Raw genomic sequence first — 21,174 nt, forward strand, 5'->3', positions numbered from 1 at the left:
CACCTGGGGCCGCCAACCTCTACGGCCGTCATCCTCGGGCCTGACCCGAGGATCCATTCGCAGGCGCGACTTGGAGGGACTCAATGCTTGCGCGACACCACCAGAGACCCGGCACTTTCGGGTGACGCGATGCTTGTATTTGGATCCTCGGGTCAAGCCCGAGGATGACGGGCGGGAGAGGCCTGCTGATGCTTGACCGAGCACGGCCGAGCACCCGTGGCTCAGGCGGCGGCGCCCTCAGCGGGTGGCTGCACACCGACAGCCGGCACCGCACTGTCGTCCCGCCAGGCAATCACGCCCTCTAGCCGCGCGTGAATATCGGCCCCGATCGGCACGACAAGCACCCGGGCGGGATCGACCGGACCGGGGAATTCGAGCGCCGCATAGCGGACCTTCTCGAAACCGAGCGGCTGGTAGTAGGGCGGATCGCCGACCAGGATGACCGCTTGGGAACCTTTGCGCCGCGCCGCCTCGACGGCAATCCGTACCAGTTCCCGGCCGATTCCCATGTTCTTGTGCGAGGGCCGAACAGCGAGCGGCCCGAGCAAGTGCCCTTTGACGGAGCCGGCATTCACCGGGGTCATCCGCACCGATGCGATCGTCTCACCGTCATCTGTGCAGATGAAGGACAGCGACCGGTCGTGCGGGCCTTGCTCGCGGATCCGAGCGGCCGCGCGGGCAAACCGGCCGGGGCCGAAGGCTTCCTCATTGATGATTTCGATGGCTGCGTCGTGGGAGGCGTCTTCGGTCAGATAGACGAGATCGTGCTTTTTCATGGATGTCGAGAACCGGCATGCGAACGGACAATAGGGATGGCGCGCCTCGAGGGCGTTTGCAGCATCAGCGTCGTCGCAGGCTTCCCGACAGGATCATGGGTAGGATCGTTTCCAGAGTGAAAAAGCTTCGGATCGCCGATAGCAGAAAATTGCCGCCTGTCAAAGCCCAAAACGCACTGTTCGGAATTTCGCACCTATCGGCGCGGCGATCGCGCGCTATCTATCGTCAGCGAAGAACAGCAAGGAGCGCGCTCATGGGCAGGCTGGTGGACGGCGTCTGGCAGGACGTCTGGTACGATACCGTCGAGACGAACGGGCACTTCAAGCGCAGCGTATCGCAATTTCGCAACTGGGTAACCGCCGACGGTTCGTCCGGCGCCTCGGGCGAAGGCGGCTTCGCGGCCGAAGCGGATCGCTACCATCTCTATGTGTCGCTTGCCTGTCCGTGGGCGCACCGCACACTGATCTTCCGCAAGCTCAAGAAGCTCGAGAATTTGATCCCGCTCTCCGTCGTCGATCCGCTGATGCTGGAAAACGGCTGGGAATTCAAAGGCGAGAACGGCGGCACCGTCGATCACCTCTTCGGCTCCAAGGCGCTTTGGCAGGTTTATGCACGCGCCGATCCCAACTATTCGGGACGCGTCACCGTCCCGGTGCTCTGGGACAAGAAGAAGAACACGATCGTTTCCAACGAATCCGCCGAAATCATTCGCATGTTCAATTCCGCCTTCAACCAGCTCACCGGCTCGACGGCGGATTTCTATCCGGAAGACCTGCGGGAAGACATCGATGCGCTGAATGCCCGCATCTACGACAAGGTCAACAACGGTGTCTACAAGGCCGGGTTCGCGACGCGCCAGGAGGCCTATGCGGAGAGCGTCGCGGCTTTGTTCGCCATGCTGGACGAACTGGAGAGCCGCCTTGCCTCGCAACGCTATCTCTTCGGCGATCGCCTGACCGAGGCGGACTGGCGCCTGTTCACGACATTGCTGCGCTTCGACCCGGTCTATGTCGGCCATTTCAAGTGCAACATCCGCCGCATCGCCGACCATCCGAAGCTAAGCGGTTATCTGCGCGATCTCTATCAGGTGCCGGGCGTCGCGGAGACGGTCAACATGCGCCACATCAAGGAGCATTATTACCGCAGCCACAGGATGATCAATCCGACCGGTATCGTGCCCGTCGGACCGGAACTCGACCTCGAGGCGCCGCACGGCCGCGACGAGCTGTAGGCTACCAAACCGTATCCGGTTTGGCGGTTCCGGCGAGCTCGGCAAGCCTGCGGCGCGTCGCCGGCGTCGCGTCGGCGGGCAGATCGTCGAGCGGGAAGAAGCGGGCCGCAGCGATTTCCAGGTCTGCAACTTTCGGCCGCTCCTGGCGGACCTTGTCACAGCGGAAAAAGACGACATGATCGCGTTTGCTGGTTCCCGGATTGTAATAGACCTGCACGAGCAGCGGCGGTGCCGTCAGCTCCAGATTGCCTTCCTCCCGAAGCTCGCGGACAAGCCCGTCGACGGCGGTCTCGCGCCTGTCGACGCCCCCGCCCGGGAGATGCCATCCGGGCAGGTAGGAGTGCCGGACGAGAAACACCCGGCCCTGGTCATCGAAGCAGGCTGCCCGAACCCCGAGCGTCATGCCGCGCGACACGGCGAAATAGATGTGAGCCAGCCGCGTCAGAGGGTAGAGCCAGTTGCGCGCCTCCCGAGGGCGGTCCTGGTCCATTGGCTTCTCCTCCCCGGCAATCCCTACCGCGCGGCACTGTAGGCGGCTGGCGGCACGTCGGGATAACCCATACAAGTGATTCCCCTGCCGCGGAATATGCGCTAGACCGAGTCGATGTTCAAACTTGCGCATATTTCCGACGTCCATCTCGGCCCGCTGCCCGACCTGTCGTTTCGCGAACTCGCCTCCAAGCGCATCACCGGTTTCGTCAACTGGCACAGGAACAGGGCGCGCCACCTCTTTCCCGGAACGCTCGAATCTCTGATGGACGACATCGAAAAGCGCGATCCGGACCACCTGGCGATCACCGGCGACCTCGTCAATCTTGCCTCCTCCCTGGAGATCCAGGCCGTCACCGAATGGCTCACCGAGGCGGGCGACCCTGAGGACATCTCCGTCGTGCCGGGCAATCACGACGCCTATGTGCCCGGCGCCTACGAGAAGACCGCGCGCGCCTGGTTTCCTTTCATGCGCGGCGACAGCGGCCCCGCCGGATGGATGAAGGATCATCACTGCTTTCCCTATATCCGGGTGCGCGGTTCCGTCGCCCTCATCGGCTGCTCGACGGCGGTCGCCACGCCCCCCTTTGCGGCGAGCGGCTATTTCGGTCCGCGGCAGGCGCGCGCCACGGTCAACCTCTTGCGCGCGGCCGGTGAAGCCGGCCTGTTCCGCGTCGTCATGATCCATCATCCGCCGATCCGCGGCGCGACATCCATGCACAAGCGCATGATCGGCATCCGCCGCTTCGCCGCGACCATCTCGTCGGGAGGTGCCGAATTGGTGATCCACGGCCACACCCATCTCAATACGGTCTATTGGCTGAGGGGGCACGCGGCGCCGGTGCCGGTCGTCGGCATCGCCTCCGCTTCGCAGGGGCCGGGCGGCAGCAAGCCGGTCGCGGCCTACAACCTTTTCTCGATCGACGGCGAACCGGGAGCCTGGAGACTGACGCGAGAGCGCTTCGCCCTCGGCGCGGACGCCAAGACCGTCAGCCTTGCCGAGACAACCCAATTCCATGCTTGACGGAGTGCCTGGAAGGTAGCTTCCGGAATTTTTTCGCCGACCGCCGAATAATCGGCTAGGCTCCGGCGTCTATTTCGCGTTGGAGGTCGAGCGCCGCCGGAGCGACATTTGCGTCGACCGGTCACCGGCCGCCGCATTGTCCACAGGAGAATGGCATCATGAACCGCAAGATCATCCTCTTCACCCTTGGAGCCTTCGCGGCGTCGATGGCGGGCTCCACGGCCTGGGCCGTCGGCGACAACAACAACGAGCCGCCAAAGAAGACGAAGACGACCACCCAGTGCAAGGACGGCAAGATCTGGGATGCCAAGAGGAGCAGATGCGTCGAAGCAAAGCGGAGCGATCTCGGCGACGATATCCTGTTCGACGCGGCACGCGAGCTCGCCTATGCCGGCCAATACGAGAATGCGATCAAGGTTCTGGATGCCATGAAAGAGCAGCGGAGCGCCCGCGTCCTGAACTATCGGGGCTTCGCCAACCGCAAGGCCGGGCGCATGGAACTCGGCATGCAATACTACAGGCGCGCCATTCAGGCGGACGAGAATTACATTCTCGCGCGCTCCTATATGGGCCAAGCCCTTGTCGAGCAAGGACGCGTCGAGGAAGCGAGAGCGCAGCTCGTCGAGATTCGCGACCGCGGCGGCGAAGACAGCTGGGCATACAAGGCCTTGCTCCAGTCGCTCGGCGGCATTCGTCAATACTGACGAGAGTGATCTCCTTTCTGCGCGCTGCCGGCGCCAATCGCCTGCGAAATCCGGAACGGAAAAAACGCTTTGCGCTCCGGCTCTTCCCTTGCAGACTTCGGATCAAGTTTCATATCATGAGCCGTGCGTTCGCACGGCGAATAGACGGATGATCCGGCACGTCTCACTGGAAGAGAAATGCGCCCAGCGGCAGAGATGAAGGACTTCAGACGGGATTTGGTCAGCCTGCTGCCCAAATTGCGCCGCTTCGCGATGACGCTGACGCGCAATGCCAACGATGCCGACGACCTCGTCCAGGAAGTTTGCGAGCGGGCGATCAGCCGCAGCCACCTGTGGAACGGCGAGGGGCGGCTGGAGAGCTGGATCTATACGATGACCCGCAATCTCTGGGTGGACGAAGTCCGCAAGCGCAAGGTTCGCGGCACCGGCAGCATGGTGGACATATTCGATCAGGACGATTTGAATGTCGAAGCCACGGCCGAGAAGGCAGTTTATGCCAACCAGTTGCAGAAGATGATCCTTTCCATGCCGGAAGGACTGGCAAGCGTCTTCCTGTTGGTCAACGTCGAAGGTCACAGCTACCGGGAAACCGCGACGATCCTCGGCATCCCGATCGGCACGGTGATGAGCAGGCTCTCGACAGCGCGCCTGCGGCTCGCGGCGATGTTGTCCGAGGATACGGAAAGGAGGGCCTGACCGTTGCAGCAGACGAAGGGGCTGGCGCTCGAAGTGCGGTTGTCCGCCTATATCGACGGCGAACTTGGCGAGGCGGAAAGGTCCGAACTCGACGCCCTTCTGGCGCGCGATGACGACGCCAGGGCGCTGCTGGATAAGCTGAAGGCAGGCAGCGCATTCGGAAACAGGGCCTTCGAGGATTTCCTTCACGACCCGGTGCCCCTGGCACTGGTGCGCCACATCAAGCAGGGAGGCGGCATCAGCCCGAAGCTGGAGCGGGTGACGACGTCGAACCTTCCGAAACAACGCGCCCGCGTTTTGCCACGCCTGCTGGCCGCATCGGTGGGACTGGTGCTCGCGGGAGGCGTGGCCGGGTTCATTCTCGGCAGCACGGCCAATTTCGTCGAGCCGGCCGGCGAGACTGCCGCAAGTCCGTGGATCAACGAGATTGCCGACTACCATCGCATCTATTCGCGCCAAAAGGCGCATCTCGTCGAGGTGCCGGCCACGCAAGCGGCCCATATCGAAACCTGGCTGACCTCGAGCGTCGGCGTTCCCTTCAAGGTTCCCGATCTCACACCCAAGGGCCTCGCCTTCGAAGGCGCAAGGCTGCTGGTCGCCAACGGCAAGCCGGTGGCGCAACTCGTCTATCGCGACCAGGAGGGCGAGATTTTCGCCATCTGCTTCTTAAGAGGCGGCGATGAGGCGCAGGCTGATGAGTTCAGCGAGACCATCCGCGGTGACCTGGGATTTGTCTCCTGGCAGAAGGAGGGCTCCTCCTTCGTCGTCGTCGGACCGTCATCGGCCGCCGGACTGCAGGACCTCGCCCATACGGTGGCGGCGGTCATCTGATCTCGGGCCGACATCGCGGTTTCAGCCCCTCATCCGGCCTGCCGGCCACCTTCTCCCCGCACGCGGGGCGAAGGAGACGCGCGGCACGATCCCGCTTCCATCGTAAATGGGACCGCAAATGAAATGAGGGAAATGGAGGGCGCGGCATGCCCCTTCTCCCCGCCTGCGGGGAGAAGGTCGCGGCAGCGGGATGAGGGGCAACCACAAACGCGCAAAGTCGCCCCGGTCAGCGCTATTTCCCTATCAGCTCCAACACACGATTGGCGGCCGAAACGATCGCCTCCAGCGAGGCCGCGACGATGTTGGTGTTGATGCCGGCGCCGAACAGCGTGCCGCCCGGATGCTCAACCTCCACATAGGCGATCGCGGCGGCGTTCGAACCGTGCTGCAGCGAGTGCTCCGAATAGTCCGCGACCGAGAGCTCGACGCCGAGATAGATCGACAGCGCATTGATGAAGCCGTCGATCGGACCGGTGCCCTTGCCTTCGATCCGCTTCGTCTCGCCCCGGTCGGTGATCTCGGCCGCTACCACGCGCAGGCTCTTGTGGTCGCTAACCGGATAGGTGTGGTGGTCGACGAACTTGATGCGTGCGCCCGGCTGCTCGACATAGCGCTCGACGAAACGCTGATGGATGCGCTTCGACGGCAATTCCTTGCCTTCCTCGTCGGTGATCCGCTGGATGTCCTCGCGGAACTCGATCTGCAGGTTGCGCGGCAGGTTGATGCCGTAGTCCTCCTGCATGATATAGGCGATGCCGCCCTTGCCCGACTGCGAGTTGATGCGGATGATCGCCTCGTAGCTGCGGCCGACGTCGCGCGGGTCGATCGGCAGATACGGCACCTCCCAAGTGGGCTTGTTGGCTTGCTTCAACGCCTTCATGCCCTTGTTGATCGCGTCCTGATGAGAGCCGGAGAAGGCGGTGTAGACCAGTTCGCCGACATAGGGGTGGCGCTCCGGAATGACCATCTGGTTGGAATATTCGTAGACTTCCTTGATCCGCTCGATGTCCGAGCAATCCAGCTTCGGGTCGACGCCCTGCGTGAACATGTTGAGTGCCAGCGTAACCACGTCGACGTTGCCGGTGCGTTCGCCATTGCCGAACAGTGTGCCTTCGACGCGATCGGCGCCGGCCATCAGTCCCAGTTCCGTGGCGGCGATGCCGGTGCCGCGGTCGTTGTGCGGATGGAGCGAGATGAGCAGGTTCTCGCGGTTGTCGAGGTTGCGGCACATCCACTCGATCTGGTCGGCATAGATGTTGGGCGTCGCCATCTCGACGGTCGACGGCAGGTTGATGATCAGCTTGTTGTCCGGCGTCGGCCTGACGATCTCGGTGACCGCGTTGCAGATCTCCAGCGCCACTTCGAGTTCCGTGCCGGTGAAGCTCTCCGGCGAATATTCGAAACGATAGCCGCCGCCGGCCTTGGCCGCCATGTCGGTGATCATCTTGGCGGCGTCGGTGGCGATCTGCTTGATGCCGGCGACGTCCTTGGCGAAGACGACGCGGCGCTGCAACTCGCTCGTCGAGTTGTAGAAGTGCACGATCGGCTTATGAGCCCCGTCCAGCGCCTCGAAGGTCCGAGTGATCAGCTCCGGGCGGCACTGTACCAGAACCTGCAATGACACGTCGGCCGGGACATCGCCTTCTTCGACGCACCAGCGGGCAAAGTCGAAATCGGTCTGCGACGCCGATGGGAAGCCGATTTCGATTTCCTTGAAGCCCATGTCCACGAGCAGATGAAACATGCGGGCCTTGCGGTCGTGTCCCATCGGATCGACAAGCGACTGATTGCCGTCGCGCAGGTCCACCGAGCACCAGATCGGCGCCTTGTCGATCGACTTGGAAGGCCAGGTGCGATCCGGCAGCGCCACCTGCGGATAGGCCTGATATTTCACCGCCGCCTCTGGCATGCCGGTTTTGATTGGATGCGATCTCACTATCATGTGCAGCTTCTCTTCGTCGCTGGAGCGTGGCTTGCCGGATGCAATAGCCGATCACGGACGATATTGCGAGGCGGATGCCGACGCCATTGTTTCAGTTTTTGGGAGTTCGAGGAGCAATCCGCCGGCAGGGCTTTTCGGCCGCCGGGCGCCCCTCACCGGACCCGGCAACCGCGAGTAAGGCCGAGAAGAAGAAGCGAGGCGAAGGCACGCGACGGGGCACGATCATGATCGTGTCCGGAGAAGATCGCTGCGATCTTATGCGCGTAAGCCTTGTTCATGAAAGTAGCCTATACACGGCTTGGCGAAGCGGAGCAAGGGAGCTGATGCGGTGTGCGGCACGAATGACAACGCACTGAGTTTGCGATTTGCCCCTCACCCTAACCCTCTCCCCGCACGCGGGGAGAGGGGACTGAGGCGGCGCGGCACCCCCTTCTCCCCGCTTGCGGGGAGAAGGTGCCGGCAGGCGGATGAGGGGCGAACCCTCACCGCATGGCCGGCGACATCAAATCTCCGCGACCGAAGTAACGATTCGCGAAACGAGGCCGTAGGACTTCGCCTCGTCGGCGCCGAGCCAGTAGTCGCGGTCGGTGTCCTTGGCGATCTTCTCGACCGGCTGGCCGGTCGCTTCCGAGAAGATCTTGTTCAGCCGCTCGTTCATCTTGATGATTTCGCGTGCCTGGATCTCGATGTCCGAGGCCATGCCGCGCGTGCCGCCGGACGGTTGGTGAAGCAGGAAGCGGGTGTTCGGCAGGCAGAGGCGCTGCTCCTTCGGCGGAGCGACGAAGATGAGCGCGCCGGCCGAGGCGACCCAGCCGGTGCCGATCGTCCGGACCTTCGGCTTCACGAACTTGATCATGTCGTGAATGCTGTCGCCGGATTCGACGTGGCCGCCGGGTGAGTTGACGAAGATGCGAATGTCTTCGTCACTGGCCGAAGCAAGCGCCACAAGCTGCGAGCAGACTTTCTGGGCCAGTTCCTGGGTGATCGTTCCGTAGATGAAAATCGAACGCGACTTGAAAAGGTTCGCCTCGGTTTCCTTGCCCAGCGGCAACTCGGTCTTCTTTTCTTCCTGGTCGTCGTCGTCGTTCATCCGCATCTTCGGACTCCTCGTGAAATGTCTCAAGGTCAGATAATGCGACTCGATGCCGATGACAATGCAAACCGGCTGGCGAAAGAGGGGTCGGGCCACCGGCGCTGCCGCGATGGTAAATGGGAGCACCGTCAAATGCCGTATGGACAGCGGGCGAAAGCCCAATAAGATCAGCGCGTCATCAGACGGGACGGGCCGCCTCCCAAGCCTGTCGACAAGTGGGGATCAGAATGAAGACACGCATGTTCATTGCCACCGCGGCGCTCGGCGCTTCCGCCGCACCCGCCTTCGCGCATCTTGACCCGGCCGAGCACGGCTCACTGGCGGCGGGCCTGTCCCATCCGTTTTTTGGCGCGGATCATGTGCTTGCCATGGTCGCCGTCGGCCTCTGGGCGGCGCAGATCGGCGGCCGTACCCTCTGGGCAGTCCCTGCCGCCTTCGTCTCCATGATGGCTGTCGGCTTCGGGCTCGCGCTTGCCGCCGTCCCCCTGCCCTTCGTCGAGCCGGCAATCCTCGCCTCGGTCGTCGCTCTCGGCCTGATCGTCGCAATGGCCGTGCGTCTTGATGCAGCGCCTGCCGCTGCGATCGTCGGCATCTTCGCGCTCTTCCACGGCCACGCCCATGGCGGTGAGCTGGGGCCGGCCGGCGCCTGGTCTTTCGCCATCGGCTTCATCGCCGCGACCGCATTGCTGCACGCGGCGGGCGTCGGCCTCGGTATCGCGCTCGCGAGGCTTTCGAGCAACGGCACCGTTGCCCGCCTGCTCGGCGGCGTCACCGCGCTGGCCGGAGCCGCGCTGATCTTCGGCTGAGGGGCATTTCTGTTATACAAGGCGGCGGGGAACTCCCGCCGCTTCACCCCCGGCCGCGATAGGTCGGCACGCCCTGATCCGGCAGCCAGACGCCTTCCGGCGGATTGCCGGTCTGCCAGAACACATCGATCGGGATGCCGCCGCGCGGATACCAGTAGGCACCGATCCTCAGCCACTTGGGAGACAGCAGCGACACCAGCCGCTTGGCGATGTCGACCGTGCAGTCCTCGTGGAAGGCGCCGTGGTTGCGGAAGGAATGAAGGAAAAGCTTGAGCGACTTCGATTCGACGAGCCAGCCGTCCGGCACGTAGTCGATGACGATATGGGCAAAGTCCGGCTGTCCGGTCATCGGGCAGAGCGAGGTGAATTCCGGCGCCGTGAAGCGGACGACGAAATCCGTTCCCTCATGGCCGCTCGGCACGCGTTCCAGCACCGCCTCCTCGGGGCTCTGCGGCAGGTCGACCTTTGTTCCGAGTTGTGAAAGTCCTGATACGTCCGTCTTCGGCATTTCCTGATGCTCCACTTTGCGCGTCCGGTCAGAGGCGCGACGCTGTAGTCTTGACGCGCACGCCGTGCGCCTTTTCGCCTTCCGGCTCGACATGAATGGCGATCCTCGCGCCCGGATGAACGGCGCGGATCGCATCCTCGATCCGGTCGCAGATATCATGGGCGTCGCCGACCGGCATCGCCTCCGGCACGACCATGTGGAAATCCACGAAGGTCGCCGGACCCGCCTGCCGTGTCTTCAGGTCATGGACGCCGAGCGATCCGCCGGCAGCGGCGGCGATCGCCTGCTTGATCGCCTCCTCCTCCTCCGCCGGCGCCGCCTTGTCCATCAGCCCGTCGATCGAGCGCGAGATGACCTTCCAGCCCTGGAATAGGATATTGCCGGCCACGACCACCGCAAGCAGGGGATCGAGGATCGCATAGCCGGTGGCAATGGCAAGAACAAGGCCAGCCAGCACCCCCGCCGAGGTGACGACGTCGGAGAGGATGTGGTGCCCGTCGGCGCTCAGCGCCGGCGACCGATGCGCCTTGCCGGCGCGGATCAGGACATAGGCCCAGATCGCGTTGACCCCACCAGCCGCGAAATTGATTGCCAGGCCAAGGGCCGGCGCGTTCAGCGGGGATGGTGCGATCATAGCGGGCACCGCCTCCCAAAGGATCGACAGCGCCGCCACCACGATCAGGACACCCTCGATGACTGCCGAGAAATACTCCGCCTTGTGGTGTCCGAAGGGATGACCGGCGTCGGCGGGTTTCCTCGCGTAGCCGATCATGGCATAGGCGATCACCGCGGCGACGACGTTGACCACGGATTCCAGGCCATCGGACAGCAATGCGACCGACCCGGTCACCCACCAGGCAAGCAGCTTCAGTCCCATGACGCCGAGCGAAAGCGGAATTCCCCAAAAGGCAAGCCTTAGAACCGTTCGGTTGTCGGACGCGGTCATCTTCATTCCTCGTGCAGATGCAAACGAGTTGCAAATGCATGCCCATTGAAACGCAAAACCGCCCGCGCGGGTTTTCGCGCAGGCGGATTTTCATGCATCATATGGGCGATTACGAACCGCTTGTCAAAGGCGCGATCGCAACTTCTCGCTTCTGCTTCCGCCACCCGGCCGCGAAGGCGTCAGGCCGCCTTGATCTTCGCCCTTTTCGCCAGATGCGCCACGACGTTCTCTATCATCCGCATTCCCGCGTCGCCGCCGAGCGTCATGATCGATTCCGGGTGGAACTGCACGGCAGCCACCGGCTCCTTGGCGTGTTCGATGCCCATGATCGTGCCGTCCTCGCTTTCGGCGGTGATCATGAAATCGCGCGGCAGGGACGACGGATCGGCAAAGATCGAGTGATAGCGCCCGACCGTCACTTCCTTGCCAAGACCGGAGAAGACGATGCCCGGTTCCAGCACGCGGATGCGCGACGGCTTGCCGTGCATCGGGATCGCCAGCTGCCTGAGATCGCCGCCATAGGCCTCGGCCAGCGCCTGCAGGCCGAGGCAGACGCCGAAGATCGGCAGGTTGCGCGCCCGCGCCTTCTTGATCGTCGCCTTGCAGTCGAAGTCCTTCGGAGTGCCGGGGCCGGGAGAAAGCACGACGAGGTCTGGTTCGACCCGGTCGAAGATTTCCTCGGCCACCGGCGTGCGCACGGTGGTGACCGTCGCACCCGTCTGGCGGAAATAGTTCGCCAGCGTGTGGACGAAGCTGTCCTCATGGTCGACGAGCAGGATGTTGACGCCGGCGCCGACGGGGGCGACGTCGCGCGCCGCCTTGGCGCTGTTGGCGGATTTCGCGTCGCGGATGGCTGCAATCATGGCGGAGGCCTTCAGTTCGGTTTCGGCTTCTTCCTCTTCCGGGTTGGAATCGTAGAGCAGCGTCGCACCCGCCCGCACCTCGGCAATGCCGTCCTTGATGCGGATCGTGCGCAGCGTCAGACCAGTGTTCATGTCGCCGTTGAAGCCGACCATGCCGATCGCGCCGCCATACCAGGCGCGCGGGCTCTTCTCATGGCTCTCGATGAAGCGCATCGCCCAGAGCTTCGGCGCACCGGTGACGGTGACGGCCCAGGCGTGGCTGAGGAACCCGTCGAAGGCGTCCATGTCGTCGCGCAGCCGGCCCTCGATATGGTCGACCGTGTGGATCAGCCGCGAATACATCTCGATCTGGCGGCGGCCGATCACCTTCACCGAACCCGGCACGCAGACGCGGCTCTTGTCGTTGCGGTCGACGTCCGAGCACATGGTGAGCTCCGACTCGTCCTTCTTGGAATTCAGCAGCTTGAGGATCTGCTCGCTGTCGGCGATCGGATCGTCGCCGCGCTTGATCGTGCCGGAGATCGGGCAGGTCTCGATGCGGCGGCCGGAAACACGCACAAACATCTCCGGCGAGGCGCCGACGAGATATTCCTGGTTGCCGAGATTGATGAAGAAGGAATAGGGCGACGGGTTGATCGCCTTCAGCCGGTTGGAAATCTCCGAGGGGCGGCTTTCGCAGCGCTCGTAGAATTTCTGGCCCGGCACCACTTCGAAGAGATCGCCGCGGCGGAAGCTTTCCTTCGCCTTGACGACGAGCTCGGCATATTCGCCGGGACGATGATCCCCGTGGGGCGGGATGCTGTCGACTGTGCGGAACGGCTCGGAAGCGATATCCGCCGCCTTGCCCTCCGTCGAGATCCCGTCCTTGGCAAAGTCGTAGCGGTCGATCCAGGCCCTTGCCGCGTAGTGGTCGACGACAAGAATTTCGTCCGGCAGGAAGAGGACCATGTCGCGCTGGTCGTCCGGCCGGATGAGCTTCAGGTCGATCGCGTCGAACTGGAAGGCGAGATCGTAGCCGAAGGCGCCGTAGAGGCCGAGGCTCGCGTCCTCCTCCGAATGGAACAGGTTCGTCACGGCGCGAAGCACGGTGAAGACGGTCGGCATCTTCGAGCGCTCTTCCTCGGTGAAGATGCGGTCTGGCTCGTTGATGGTAAGATCGAGGCGGCGGCGGGTCGACGCGCCGAGCGTAATGTCGGCGACGGTTTTCAGGTGATCCGCGATCAGCCCCAGCAGCACCTCTCCGCGCTCGTTATAGGCTTCGATCCAGAGCGAACGACCGAAGGAGGAGATGGCGAGCGGCGGGTCGACGACGGCGGTATCCCAACGGGTATAGCGGCCCGGATACTCGTAGTTCGACGAGAAGACCGCGCCGCGACGCTCGTCGAGCTTGTCGACGTAGGAGGCGATTGCCTCCGCGTAGGAGGCATCGCGCCGCCTGCGCGTCACGACGATGCCCCCGTTTGTCGTGTAACTCTCCGCGCCGTCTTCCAGAATTACCGTTGCCATTCGTCTCGCTCCGTAAAAAGCCCGGTCATTCCGCGCGGCCCGAATACGAAAAAGCCGCCTCGAAATCTCCGGGCGGCTTCATGTCTCAATCACGCATGACTGGTCAAGGCCGCCTCAGCGAGCCCACCACCAGATCGAAATGTTCTGCGTGTTTGCCATGGGCGAAGTGTTAGCGTGGCTTGCGGTCCCACGCAAGCGGGAAAAGCGACATGGATCAGACCGTTTGGCGTCCGAGAGAAAGCGGGGCGGCCCTTGCGAGCCGTCCCGCATCAGTCGTGGGAAACGATCAGAACTTCGCCTTCGCCGTTACGAGGAACGTCCGGCCCCGACCGGTGTCGACCGTGCTGCCGGCGATCGTGCTCGAGGCCGGCGTGTAGGTCTTGTCGAACACGTTCGTGACGCTGCCGGTCAGTTCGAGACCGTTCTCGAACTTGTAGTTGGCGAAGAGGTCTACGAGTCCATAACCGGGGACGGTGGCGGACCCGCTTGCCCCGGCGTTCTCCTCACCGATGAAGGCGTTGGAAACAGCATAGATCCGCGTGCCTACCGTGAGGCGCTGTTCCGCGAGGAACCGCGCCCCGAGGGTTGCACTCACGATGTCGTCCGGAAGGAAGCTCTGTACGCCAAAGCCATTGACCTGTGATGGGAGGTCGCTCTCCGTATGCGTGTAGGCAAGGTCGCCGAAGACGTAGCCCGCATCATATGCTGCCTGCAGTTCAAAGCCCTGAACCGTGGAGATCCCGGGATTGTTGACAAAGAATATTTGCATCCCGCCGCCGGCCAAGGCCGCGGTGATATAGTTGTCCACCCTGTTGTGGAAATAGTTCGCCTTCAGGCGGAAGCTGTCTCCCGTAGCAATGAGGTCGTCGAGATTGATGTTCGCGCCGATTTCCCAGCCCTTGGATATTTCCGGCTGAAGGAACGGGTTGGGGAAGAACATCTGGAATCCACCCGGATGCGAACCGCCCACGAAGATCTCGTTGACCGTCGGAGCGCGCGAGGTCTCGGCATAGGTCACGTAGGGCTGCAGCCATTCGGTGGCGTTGACGGCGATCGTGACGCTCGGGTTGAGGCGGCCGTCCGATTCGTCGACGCTATAGGCCCCCGCCGGCATGCCGAGCGGATTGCCGGCGCTGACCGAACCGGTGCCGTCGATCGTGAAGCGATCATAGCGCAGGCCGGTGGTCAAATCGACGATGCCATAGGTGAAGGTCGTCGAATTGAAAATTCCGGTCGTCGCGTTCTTGCCGCTGCCGTTGACGCCGCCGGTCGGCTGCGCCGCGCTGTTGATGACATCGTAGTCATCCTGGAAATATTCGACTCCGTAATTGGAGCGGACGGCAACCTCGCCCAGGTCGAATGTCGAGGTGTTCGAAATGTCGAATCCGGTGCCGGTATCGGTGATCCGCCGCCCGGCCGCCGTGCCGGCGCCCAGAAGATTGGTACCGTACTTCATCCGCAGCCTGTTCCAGTAGGCGTTGGCGCGCAGATCGATCAGTTCGTTGTCGGGCGTATAGGCATAGTTCGCGCTGACAGTCTGGTTCGTCACGTTCTGGAAATAGGAGTTCGCGAAGAAATCATTGTCATAGGACATCGCGCTGAACTTGAAGGAATGGTCCTTGTCCGGCGTGATCTCGGCCTTGATGAGCCCGGAGAGCAGATCCTCCTCGGTGAACGGCACTTCCATACCGTCGCCATTGTCGTAATTGCCCGGATCGCTCTTGCTGATACCGCCGAGCACCGAGAAGACGTCGTTGAAGCGATAGGCGCCGAGCAGTGATTCCGACCAGCCGGCACCATTGCTGCCATAGGTGGCGACGGCCTGGCCGCCATAGTTCTTGCCGTCCTGTATCAGGTCCTCGATGTTATAGGTCTTGAAATTGACCGAACCGGCCAGCGCGCCGCCGCCAACGCCGGTGACGGCGCCGCGGGTCAGGTCGATCTCGGAAAGGAAGGCGGGATCGACATAGGCGAAGCCCTGGGCCTCGTGGCCGGTGAAGCGGAAGTTCTGACGCACGCCGTCGATCATCATGTTGACGCGGCCGGACCCTTCGAAACCGCGAATATTGACGGCGACACCGGGATTTTGCGGGTTGTTGGCCGTCGAGGTGCCGGGCACGCTGCGCAGGAGATCGTCGGTCTCCTGGCCGGCATGAAGTTCGATTTCGTCGGTGCTGACGACGCTCGAGGGACCGGGCTTCGCATAGGGATCAGCCTCGCGTCCGCCCTTGGCGACGATCGGCGAGAGGTAGGTCTCGCCCTTCTTTTCTGCCTCTTCGGCCTCCGTCTGCGGGGACGCCGACGCGCTTTGTGCGAAGCTGTCGGAGGCGACGGACAACGCGAGTGTCGCCGTGCATGCGAGAAGAGCCAGGCGATGATGCCGGTTGAGCATGGACCAGTCCTTTGAAAATGTTGGCCGGGCTTGCTGTTGAGCGGCACTCAAGGGCTGGCTGGGCAGGTGTCGGAATCGGGCGAGCGGAGATCCCGTCGCCTTATTTAGGCCACATAAAAACATGAGTAAAAAAATCAATATAATTTTAGGGGCTGCATTAGCAAACGCTGTACCATGCCGCCCCTCCTCAGTTTCAGCACAATTTGAAACAGGAATGTCCCCTCGTGCGTTTGGCCATGACAGACGGGAAGGACCTGCATGCGCGCTGTCGGAGCAATCCTGATATCTGCCTTGGTGCTTTCCGGGGCGACTCTTCCGAAGAGAGGCCCACTGCCGGTGCCGAGGCCCGAAGCGGTCCAAGGCGAGCAGCCAACACCGACACCGAAGCCTGCCCCTGAGGGTGGGCGTCAAGCGGGCGATCGCGGAAAGGTGGAGCCCGGGCGAGGCTTGCCGCCCGGCTGGAAAGACGATGTTGTGCGCCCCGAGGAGGCTGTCGTCAAGATCGAAACCGAGGAGCCGAAGGCCTATGCATCCTGTCTCGCGGCGCTCAAGGAGATCGGCGCTACCTTTGCGGAGACCTCTCGGATCGATGACGGGAAAGGCTGCGGGATCGACAAGCCGATCAAGGTCGAATCGGTATTGCCGGGCGTCGCCCTCAAGCCCGAGGGGGTGATGCGCTGCGAGACCGCCTTGGCGCTCGCCCGTTGGACCAAGGAAACCGCCACGCCCGCCGCCCAGACCGCGTTCGGAACCAAGACGAGCGTGACGGCCCTCAACCAGGCCTCCACCTATGTCTGTCGCCTGAGGAACAATGCGGCCACCGGCAAGATTTCCGAGCACGCCCGCGGCAACGCGGTCGACATCGCTTCCTTCAGCCTGTCGGACGGCAAGACCATCGAGATCCAGCCGCGCGACGAGGACGGCACACTGACCGGCGCATTCCAGCGAACCGTCACCGCCTCCGCCTGCCTGTATTTCAAGACCGTGCTCGATCCGGGCAGCGATGCGGCCCATGAGAATCACCTGCATCTCGACGTCATCGAGCGGAAGAACGACTATCGCTATTGTCGCTGATGGGAGATTGCCCCTCATCCGCCTGCCGGCACCTTCTCCCCGCAAGCGGGGCGAAGGGCGATGCCGCGCCATCCCAGTCCCCTCTCCCCGCGGGCGGGGAGAGGGTTAGTCCTCGGGTTAAACCCGAGGAGAGGGGCAAATCGCCGGCCGCTTCGCTGCTATTGGTCCTTCGCCAGCTCATACCCAAGCGCCACAAATTCGCCGGAGAAGAGACCGGCGACCTCACCTTCCGCCATGAGCTCGGCTGTCACGGTGAGGCGTGCCCTGCCGCGCCGTTCGAGCAGGCGCATGAAGCCTGGCCACTGATCGGCGTGTTCGAGGCTCGAGCGGGCCGAAAAGGAACCGTCGATCGGCAACAGATACTCCATGCGGTTGCTCTGGATCACGAGGCGGCTGGCGACCCCGCTCAAGCGGAGCCGGACATGCAGCAGCGACCAGGCAGCGAGTATCGACAGTGCCGAAGCGCTCCCCCCGAAAACCGTTTCGCGATGATTGATATTCGGCGCCAGCGGTGCGCGAAGGAGGACATGTTCCCACTCGACCGCCGCCACTTCCACCTGCATGGCAGCGGAGAGAGGAATATGCGCATGAAGGTAAGCCTGAAGTTCCGACGGTGTCATTGTGTTTCCAAGGTAGCGCGCCACCGGGCGCAAATTGAGCGAGCACGAATTCTCTTTCGGATCGGCAAAGATTTCCGCGGCTGGTTGAACCCAACGCCGCTCGATACGATCTATCAGCGGCACCGTCCGCAAAGCCTTAAGCGAGGAAATCCCATGCCTTTGACAATGTACACGCTCTCCATTCCCGTCTTCACGCGCGGCTTTTCTGCGCTCGGCGGGCTCCTCGACAAGGCCGAGGCTTTTGCCGTCGAATCGGGCATGCCGCTCGACGAACTCTTCAACGCGCGGCTCGCGCCGGACATGCTGCCGCTGTCGGGCCAGATCCAGCGAGCGAGCGACACGAGCAAGAACGCCATCGCCCGGCTGACGACCCTCGAGGTGCCGCGTTTCCCGGACGACGAGCAGAGCTTCGCCGATCTGCGCGCGCGGATCGCCAAGACGGTGGCGTTCTTCGAGACCGTGACGCCCGAAAACCTCGATGGCAGCGAGCAGCGCGAAGTGATACTCAACTTTCCGAATTTGAAGGTGAACTTCAGCGGCAGCGACTATCTCCTGAAATTCGCGCTGCCGAACTTCTATTTCCATGTGACCACCGCCTACGACATCCTGCGCCACAAGGGCGTGCCGATCGGCAAGGCAGACTTTATCGGCGGCCTCGACTGAGACCGGAGAGAAGCGCCTCCGTCAGAACAAGCCCTCGATATAGCCCGCTTCATTGAGGCGGATCTTCTCCGAAGACGGTACCTTCGGCAGGCCCGGCATCGTCATGATCTCGCCCGTGATGACGACGACGAAGCCGGCGCCGGCCGCAAGGCGGACTTCGCGGATCGGCACCGCATGGCCGCTCGGGGCGCCGCGCAGGTTGGGGTCGGTGGAGAAGGAATATTGGGTCTTCGCCATGCAGATCGGCAGGTGCCCGTAGCCTTGGTCTTCCCAGGTCCTGAGCTGGTCGCGCACCAGCTTGTCGGCTATGACCTCGCTGGCGTGATAGATGTCCTTGGCGATCGTCTCGATCTTGTGGAAGAGCGGCATGTCGTCCGGATAGAGCGGCGAGAACTGCGAGTGTCCGGCATTGGCGAGATCGACAACCTTGTGCGCCAATTCCTCGATGCCGGCCGACCCCTCGGCCCAGTGCCGGCATAGCACCGCCTCGGAACCGAGCGTCCGGACATAATCCTTGATCGCCTGGATCTCGGCCTCCGTATCGGAAGTGAAGTGGTTGATAGCGACGAGCACCGGCACGCCGAATTTCTTGACGTTCTGCACATGACGCCCGAGATTGGCGCATCCCTTCCTGAGCGCTTCGAGATTTTCCTTGCCGAGGTCGTCCTTCTTCACGCCGCCATTCATCTTGATTGCCCTGACGGTGGCAACGACGACGGCCGCATCCGGCTTCAGGCCGGCCTTGCGGCATTTGATGTCGAAGAATTTTTCCGCGCCGAGATCCGCGCCGAAACCCGCTTCTGTCACGACGTAGTCGGCAAGTTTCAGCGCCGTCGTCGTCGCTACGACTGAATTGCAGCCATGCGCGATGTTGGCGAAGGGCCCGCCGTGGACGAAGGCCGGATTGTTTTCGAGGGTCTGCACCAGGTTCGGCTGCATCGCATCCTTGAGCAGCACGGCCATCGCCCCGTCCGCCTTGATGTCCCGCGCGTAGACCGGGCTCTTGTCGCGCCGGTAGCCGATGATGATGTTGCCGAGACGCTTTTCCAGGTCCCTGATATCGGCGGCCAGGCAGAGGATCGCCATGACCTCGGAGGCGACGGTGATGTCGAAGCCGGTCTCGCGCGGATAGCCGTTTGCGACGCCGCCGAGCGAGCCGATGATCTGGCGCAGTGCCCGGTCGTTCATGTCCATCACCCGCCGCCAGGCGATGCGGCGGATGTCGATCGCCTGTTCGTTGCCCCAGTAGATATGGTTGTCGATCAGCGCGGCGAGCAGGTTGTGCGCCGAGGTGATGGCGTGAAAATCGCCGGTGAAATGGAGGTTGATGTCCTCCATCGGCACCACCTGGGCGTAGCCGCCGCCAGCCGCACCGCCCTTGATTCCGAAGCACGGGCCGAGCGAGGCTTCGCGGATGCAGACGATCGTCTTCTTGCCGATACGGTTGAGGCCGTCGCCAAGGCCGACGGTCGTCGTCGTCTTGCCCTCGCCGGCCGGCGTCGGGTTGATCGCCGTCACCAGGATCAGCCGGCCATTTCCGTTGGTCTTCTGGGCCGCTATGAATTCGGCGCTCACCTTCGCCTTGTCATGTCCGTAGGGCAGCAGGTGCTCCGGCGGGATGCCGAGTTTCGCGCCGATCTCCATGATCGGTTGCTTGCGCGCAGCACGCGCGATCTCGATATCGGACTTGACCTCCGGCATGGCTTCCCCCTCATTGATGCGCGCAGCCCGCCTCCTCTGCGAGATGCACGCTTCGTTTCTTTGCGCTTACGCTGACACGCCGGCCGTCAACGGGCAAGGATATCGCGCATCTCCACGAGATTGGACCTGACGCGCAGAATGTAGAAGCCCATCGTTGCCAGGTGCGTCGGCATGATCCAGCCGTCCTCGCGGCCGTTCGAGATGATCAGCGGCTGGATGCGCAGCGCCGAGCGAAGCTGCTTCATCGTTTCCGTGTAGATCGGCGTCAGCCCGCGCTGCGCAACGACATTCTCGAAATCGGCGCCGGCCGCCGAAAGGATGCCGTAATAGCCGTAGAGTTGGCCGAAGGCGAACCAGAAGCGGTCGTCGGCACGCGTATCGAACCAGCCGCCATTGTGGAATTCCGAGCGCTCGCGGATGATCGCCGACGTGTTGCCGAGATCATTGGCAATGCGGTCAAGGAACTCGACCATATTGTCGGAGCGGCCGTCGAAGATCGCCTCGCACTTGCCGAGTGAAACATTGAATTTCCTGAGATCGCGCATCGCGGCACGATAAAAGCTCGGCGTCGGCGTCTTCGGACCGAACGGGTTGAGGCCGAAATACCAGGTTTCCTCGTCGAACTGGATGTTGCCGCGGGCGCTCTGCAGGTCGTTGTTGACGCCGGACGTGCCACGCACCCGGCCGAGCGAGTCGACCAGTTCGACGGTTGTGCGCCGGACAGCCTGGTTGATGCCGCGCTGGAACGATGCCTTGTTGTCGAGCCAGGGCGTGTCGTCCCAGTCGAGCCCGAACAGCCCGAGCTTGTAGGCCAGCATCGAGGATATCCAGGCGTTCTGGTTGACGTTGAGATCGATGAGATCGGCCGCCACGTCGACCACCGCCGAGGTCTGGCAGACCGTGCCGGCCGGCAACTGCGCCATATCGAGCGCCTCCGTCGTCGACGCGTCCGAGGGAGCCACCGCCGCGGCCTGGCTGGCAGCCGCCGCGCTACCGGATTGCCCCGTCGCAGCGCCCGGGCCGCTGACCGGCGAGCCCGCCGGCACCTTGCGCTGGGACAGCTTGTAGCGATCGACATAGTCCGGATCGAAATTGGTCCAGGACTGTGTCTGCCAGACAAAGTAGCCGTAGAAGAAGATCAGACCGAGCAGGATGAGGCCGATCGGCCCCTTTATGATCCAACTCCGCCCCCGATACCAGTTTGCGAGCGCCATGAAGGGCCAGAGGAGCCAGGAGACGGCCAGTCCTATGCCGCGGCCGATCGCCGTGAACACGCGCTGAAAAAACACAACGATCGGATCGAGCATG

General features: G+C 63.0%; 20 protein-coding genes. 8 read left to right on the plus strand and 12 right to left on the minus strand.

Features of this window, described 5'->3' with window-relative positions:
• Positions 1–221: 221 nt before the first annotated feature.
• Positions 222–776 carry a GNAT family N-acetyltransferase gene (locus NGR_RS22860; RefSeq protein ID WP_012708856.1) on the minus strand — a complete coding sequence of 185 codons (555 nt, stop codon included), beginning with the start codon at positions 774–776 and terminating at the stop codon, positions 222–224.
• A 254-nt stretch (positions 777–1,030) separates the two neighbouring features.
• Here NGR_RS22860 and NGR_RS22865 point away from each other — a divergent pair, with 254 nt between their 5' ends.
• Positions 1,031–2,008, plus strand: a complete 978-nt coding sequence (locus NGR_RS22865) for a glutathione S-transferase family protein (protein ID WP_012708857.1) — start codon at positions 1,031–1,033, stop codon at positions 2,006–2,008.
• Between the two features lies 1 nt (position 2,009).
• Here the strand turns inward: NGR_RS22865 and NGR_RS22870 are convergent, their stop codons facing one another.
• Entirely contained in the window at positions 2,010–2,498 is a 489-nt protein-coding gene (locus tag NGR_RS22870; protein WP_164924423.1) for an NUDIX domain-containing protein, read from the minus strand.
• 114 nt (positions 2,499–2,612) lie between these two features.
• On the opposite strand from NGR_RS22870, the gene NGR_RS22875 reads away from it, so the two are divergent.
• From NGR_RS22875 to NGR_RS22890, 4 genes are all read left to right on the plus strand, one after another.
• On the plus strand, positions 2,613–3,521 hold the full coding sequence (locus NGR_RS22875; protein WP_012708859.1) for a metallophosphoesterase family protein: 909 nt from the start codon (positions 2,613–2,615) through the stop codon (positions 3,519–3,521).
• 158 nt (positions 3,522–3,679) lie between these two features.
• Positions 3,680–4,225: a tetratricopeptide repeat protein gene (locus NGR_RS22880; RefSeq protein WP_012708860.1), complete on the plus strand. Its 546-nt coding sequence runs from the start codon at positions 3,680–3,682 to the stop codon at positions 4,223–4,225.
• A gap of 177 nt (positions 4,226–4,402) precedes the next feature.
• Entirely contained in the window at positions 4,403–4,921 is a 519-nt protein-coding gene (locus NGR_RS22885; protein WP_012708861.1) for an RNA polymerase sigma factor, read from the plus strand.
• A 3-nt stretch (positions 4,922–4,924) separates the two neighbouring features.
• Positions 4,925–5,752 carry an anti-sigma factor family protein gene (locus tag NGR_RS22890; protein ID WP_012708862.1) on the plus strand — a complete coding sequence of 276 codons (828 nt, stop codon included), beginning with the start codon at positions 4,925–4,927 and terminating at the stop codon, positions 5,750–5,752.
• A gap of 232 nt (positions 5,753–5,984) precedes the next feature.
• Here the strand turns inward: NGR_RS22890 and leuA are convergent, their stop codons facing one another.
• Together leuA and NGR_RS22900 are read right to left on the minus strand one after the other, a co-directional pair.
• A complete protein-coding gene (gene leuA / locus NGR_RS22895) occupies positions 5,985–7,694 on the minus strand; it encodes a 2-isopropylmalate synthase (protein ID WP_012708863.1) in 1,710 nt (569 codons plus the stop codon).
• 502 nt (positions 7,695–8,196) lie between these two features.
• Positions 8,197–8,784, minus strand: a complete 588-nt coding sequence (locus tag NGR_RS22900; RefSeq protein WP_164924659.1) for an ATP-dependent Clp protease proteolytic subunit — start codon at positions 8,782–8,784, stop codon at positions 8,197–8,199.
• Between the two features lie 230 nt (positions 8,785–9,014).
• On the opposite strand from NGR_RS22900, the gene NGR_RS22905 reads away from it, so the two are divergent.
• A complete protein-coding gene (locus NGR_RS22905; protein WP_012708865.1) occupies positions 9,015–9,593 on the plus strand; it encodes a HupE/UreJ family protein in 579 nt (192 codons plus the stop codon).
• A gap of 43 nt (positions 9,594–9,636) precedes the next feature.
• On the opposite strand, the gene queF is transcribed toward NGR_RS22905, so the two are convergent.
• From queF to NGR_RS22925, 5 genes are all read right to left on the minus strand, one after another.
• A complete protein-coding gene (gene queF, locus NGR_RS22910) occupies positions 9,637–10,101 on the minus strand; it encodes a preQ(1) synthase (protein ID WP_012708866.1) in 465 nt (154 codons plus the stop codon).
• 28 nt (positions 10,102–10,129) lie between these two features.
• On the minus strand, positions 10,130–11,047 hold the full coding sequence (locus NGR_RS22915; RefSeq protein WP_012708867.1) for a cation diffusion facilitator family transporter: 918 nt from the start codon (positions 11,045–11,047) through the stop codon (positions 10,130–10,132).
• 179 nt (positions 11,048–11,226) lie between these two features.
• The gene (locus tag NGR_RS22920; protein WP_012708868.1) at positions 11,227–13,416 is read right to left on the minus strand and encodes an anthranilate synthase; all 2,190 of its coding nucleotides are present in this window, start codon (positions 13,414–13,416) and stop codon (positions 11,227–11,229) included.
• A 114-nt stretch (positions 13,417–13,530) separates the two neighbouring features.
• Positions 13,531–13,686 carry a trpE operon leader peptide TrpLE gene (trpLE, locus tag NGR_RS33685; RefSeq protein ID WP_348774930.1) on the minus strand — a complete coding sequence of 52 codons (156 nt, stop codon included), beginning with the start codon at positions 13,684–13,686 and terminating at the stop codon, positions 13,531–13,533.
• A 16-nt stretch (positions 13,687–13,702) separates the two neighbouring features.
• Positions 13,703–15,808 carry a TonB-dependent receptor domain-containing protein gene (locus NGR_RS22925; RefSeq protein WP_164924424.1) on the minus strand — a complete coding sequence of 702 codons (2,106 nt, stop codon included), beginning with the start codon at positions 15,806–15,808 and terminating at the stop codon, positions 13,703–13,705.
• 258 nt (positions 15,809–16,066) lie between these two features.
• On the opposite strand from NGR_RS22925, the gene NGR_RS22930 reads away from it, so the two are divergent.
• Positions 16,067–16,882: an extensin-like domain-containing protein gene (locus NGR_RS22930; RefSeq protein WP_012708870.1), complete on the plus strand. Its 816-nt coding sequence runs from the start codon at positions 16,067–16,069 to the stop codon at positions 16,880–16,882.
• Positions 16,883–17,040: 158 nt separating this feature from the next.
• On the opposite strand, the gene NGR_RS22935 is transcribed toward NGR_RS22930, so the two are convergent.
• Complete coding sequence (locus NGR_RS22935) at positions 17,041–17,502, minus strand: YiiD C-terminal domain-containing protein (protein WP_164924425.1); 462 nt, start codon at positions 17,500–17,502, stop codon at positions 17,041–17,043.
• A gap of 153 nt (positions 17,503–17,655) precedes the next feature.
• Between NGR_RS22935 and NGR_RS22940 the strand changes: the two genes are divergently transcribed.
• Positions 17,656–18,165 carry a DUF1993 domain-containing protein gene (locus NGR_RS22940; RefSeq protein WP_164924426.1) on the plus strand — a complete coding sequence of 170 codons (510 nt, stop codon included), beginning with the start codon at positions 17,656–17,658 and terminating at the stop codon, positions 18,163–18,165.
• A 21-nt stretch (positions 18,166–18,186) separates the two neighbouring features.
• Here NGR_RS22940 and NGR_RS22945 read toward each other — a convergent pair whose 3' ends face one another.
• Complete coding sequence (locus NGR_RS22945) at positions 18,187–19,866, minus strand: formate--tetrahydrofolate ligase (protein ID WP_012708873.1); 1,680 nt, start codon at positions 19,864–19,866, stop codon at positions 18,187–18,189.
• 86 nt (positions 19,867–19,952) lie between these two features.
• Positions 19,953–21,173: a DUF2333 family protein gene (locus NGR_RS22950; protein WP_012708874.1), complete on the minus strand. Its 1,221-nt coding sequence runs from the start codon at positions 21,171–21,173 to the stop codon at positions 19,953–19,955.
• Position 21,174 lies beyond the last annotated feature (1 nt).

The sequence above is a fragment of the Sinorhizobium fredii NGR234 genome (genome assembly GCF_000018545.1).
GTDB classification, from domain to species: domain Bacteria; phylum Pseudomonadota; class Alphaproteobacteria; order Rhizobiales; family Rhizobiaceae; genus Sinorhizobium; species Sinorhizobium fredii_A.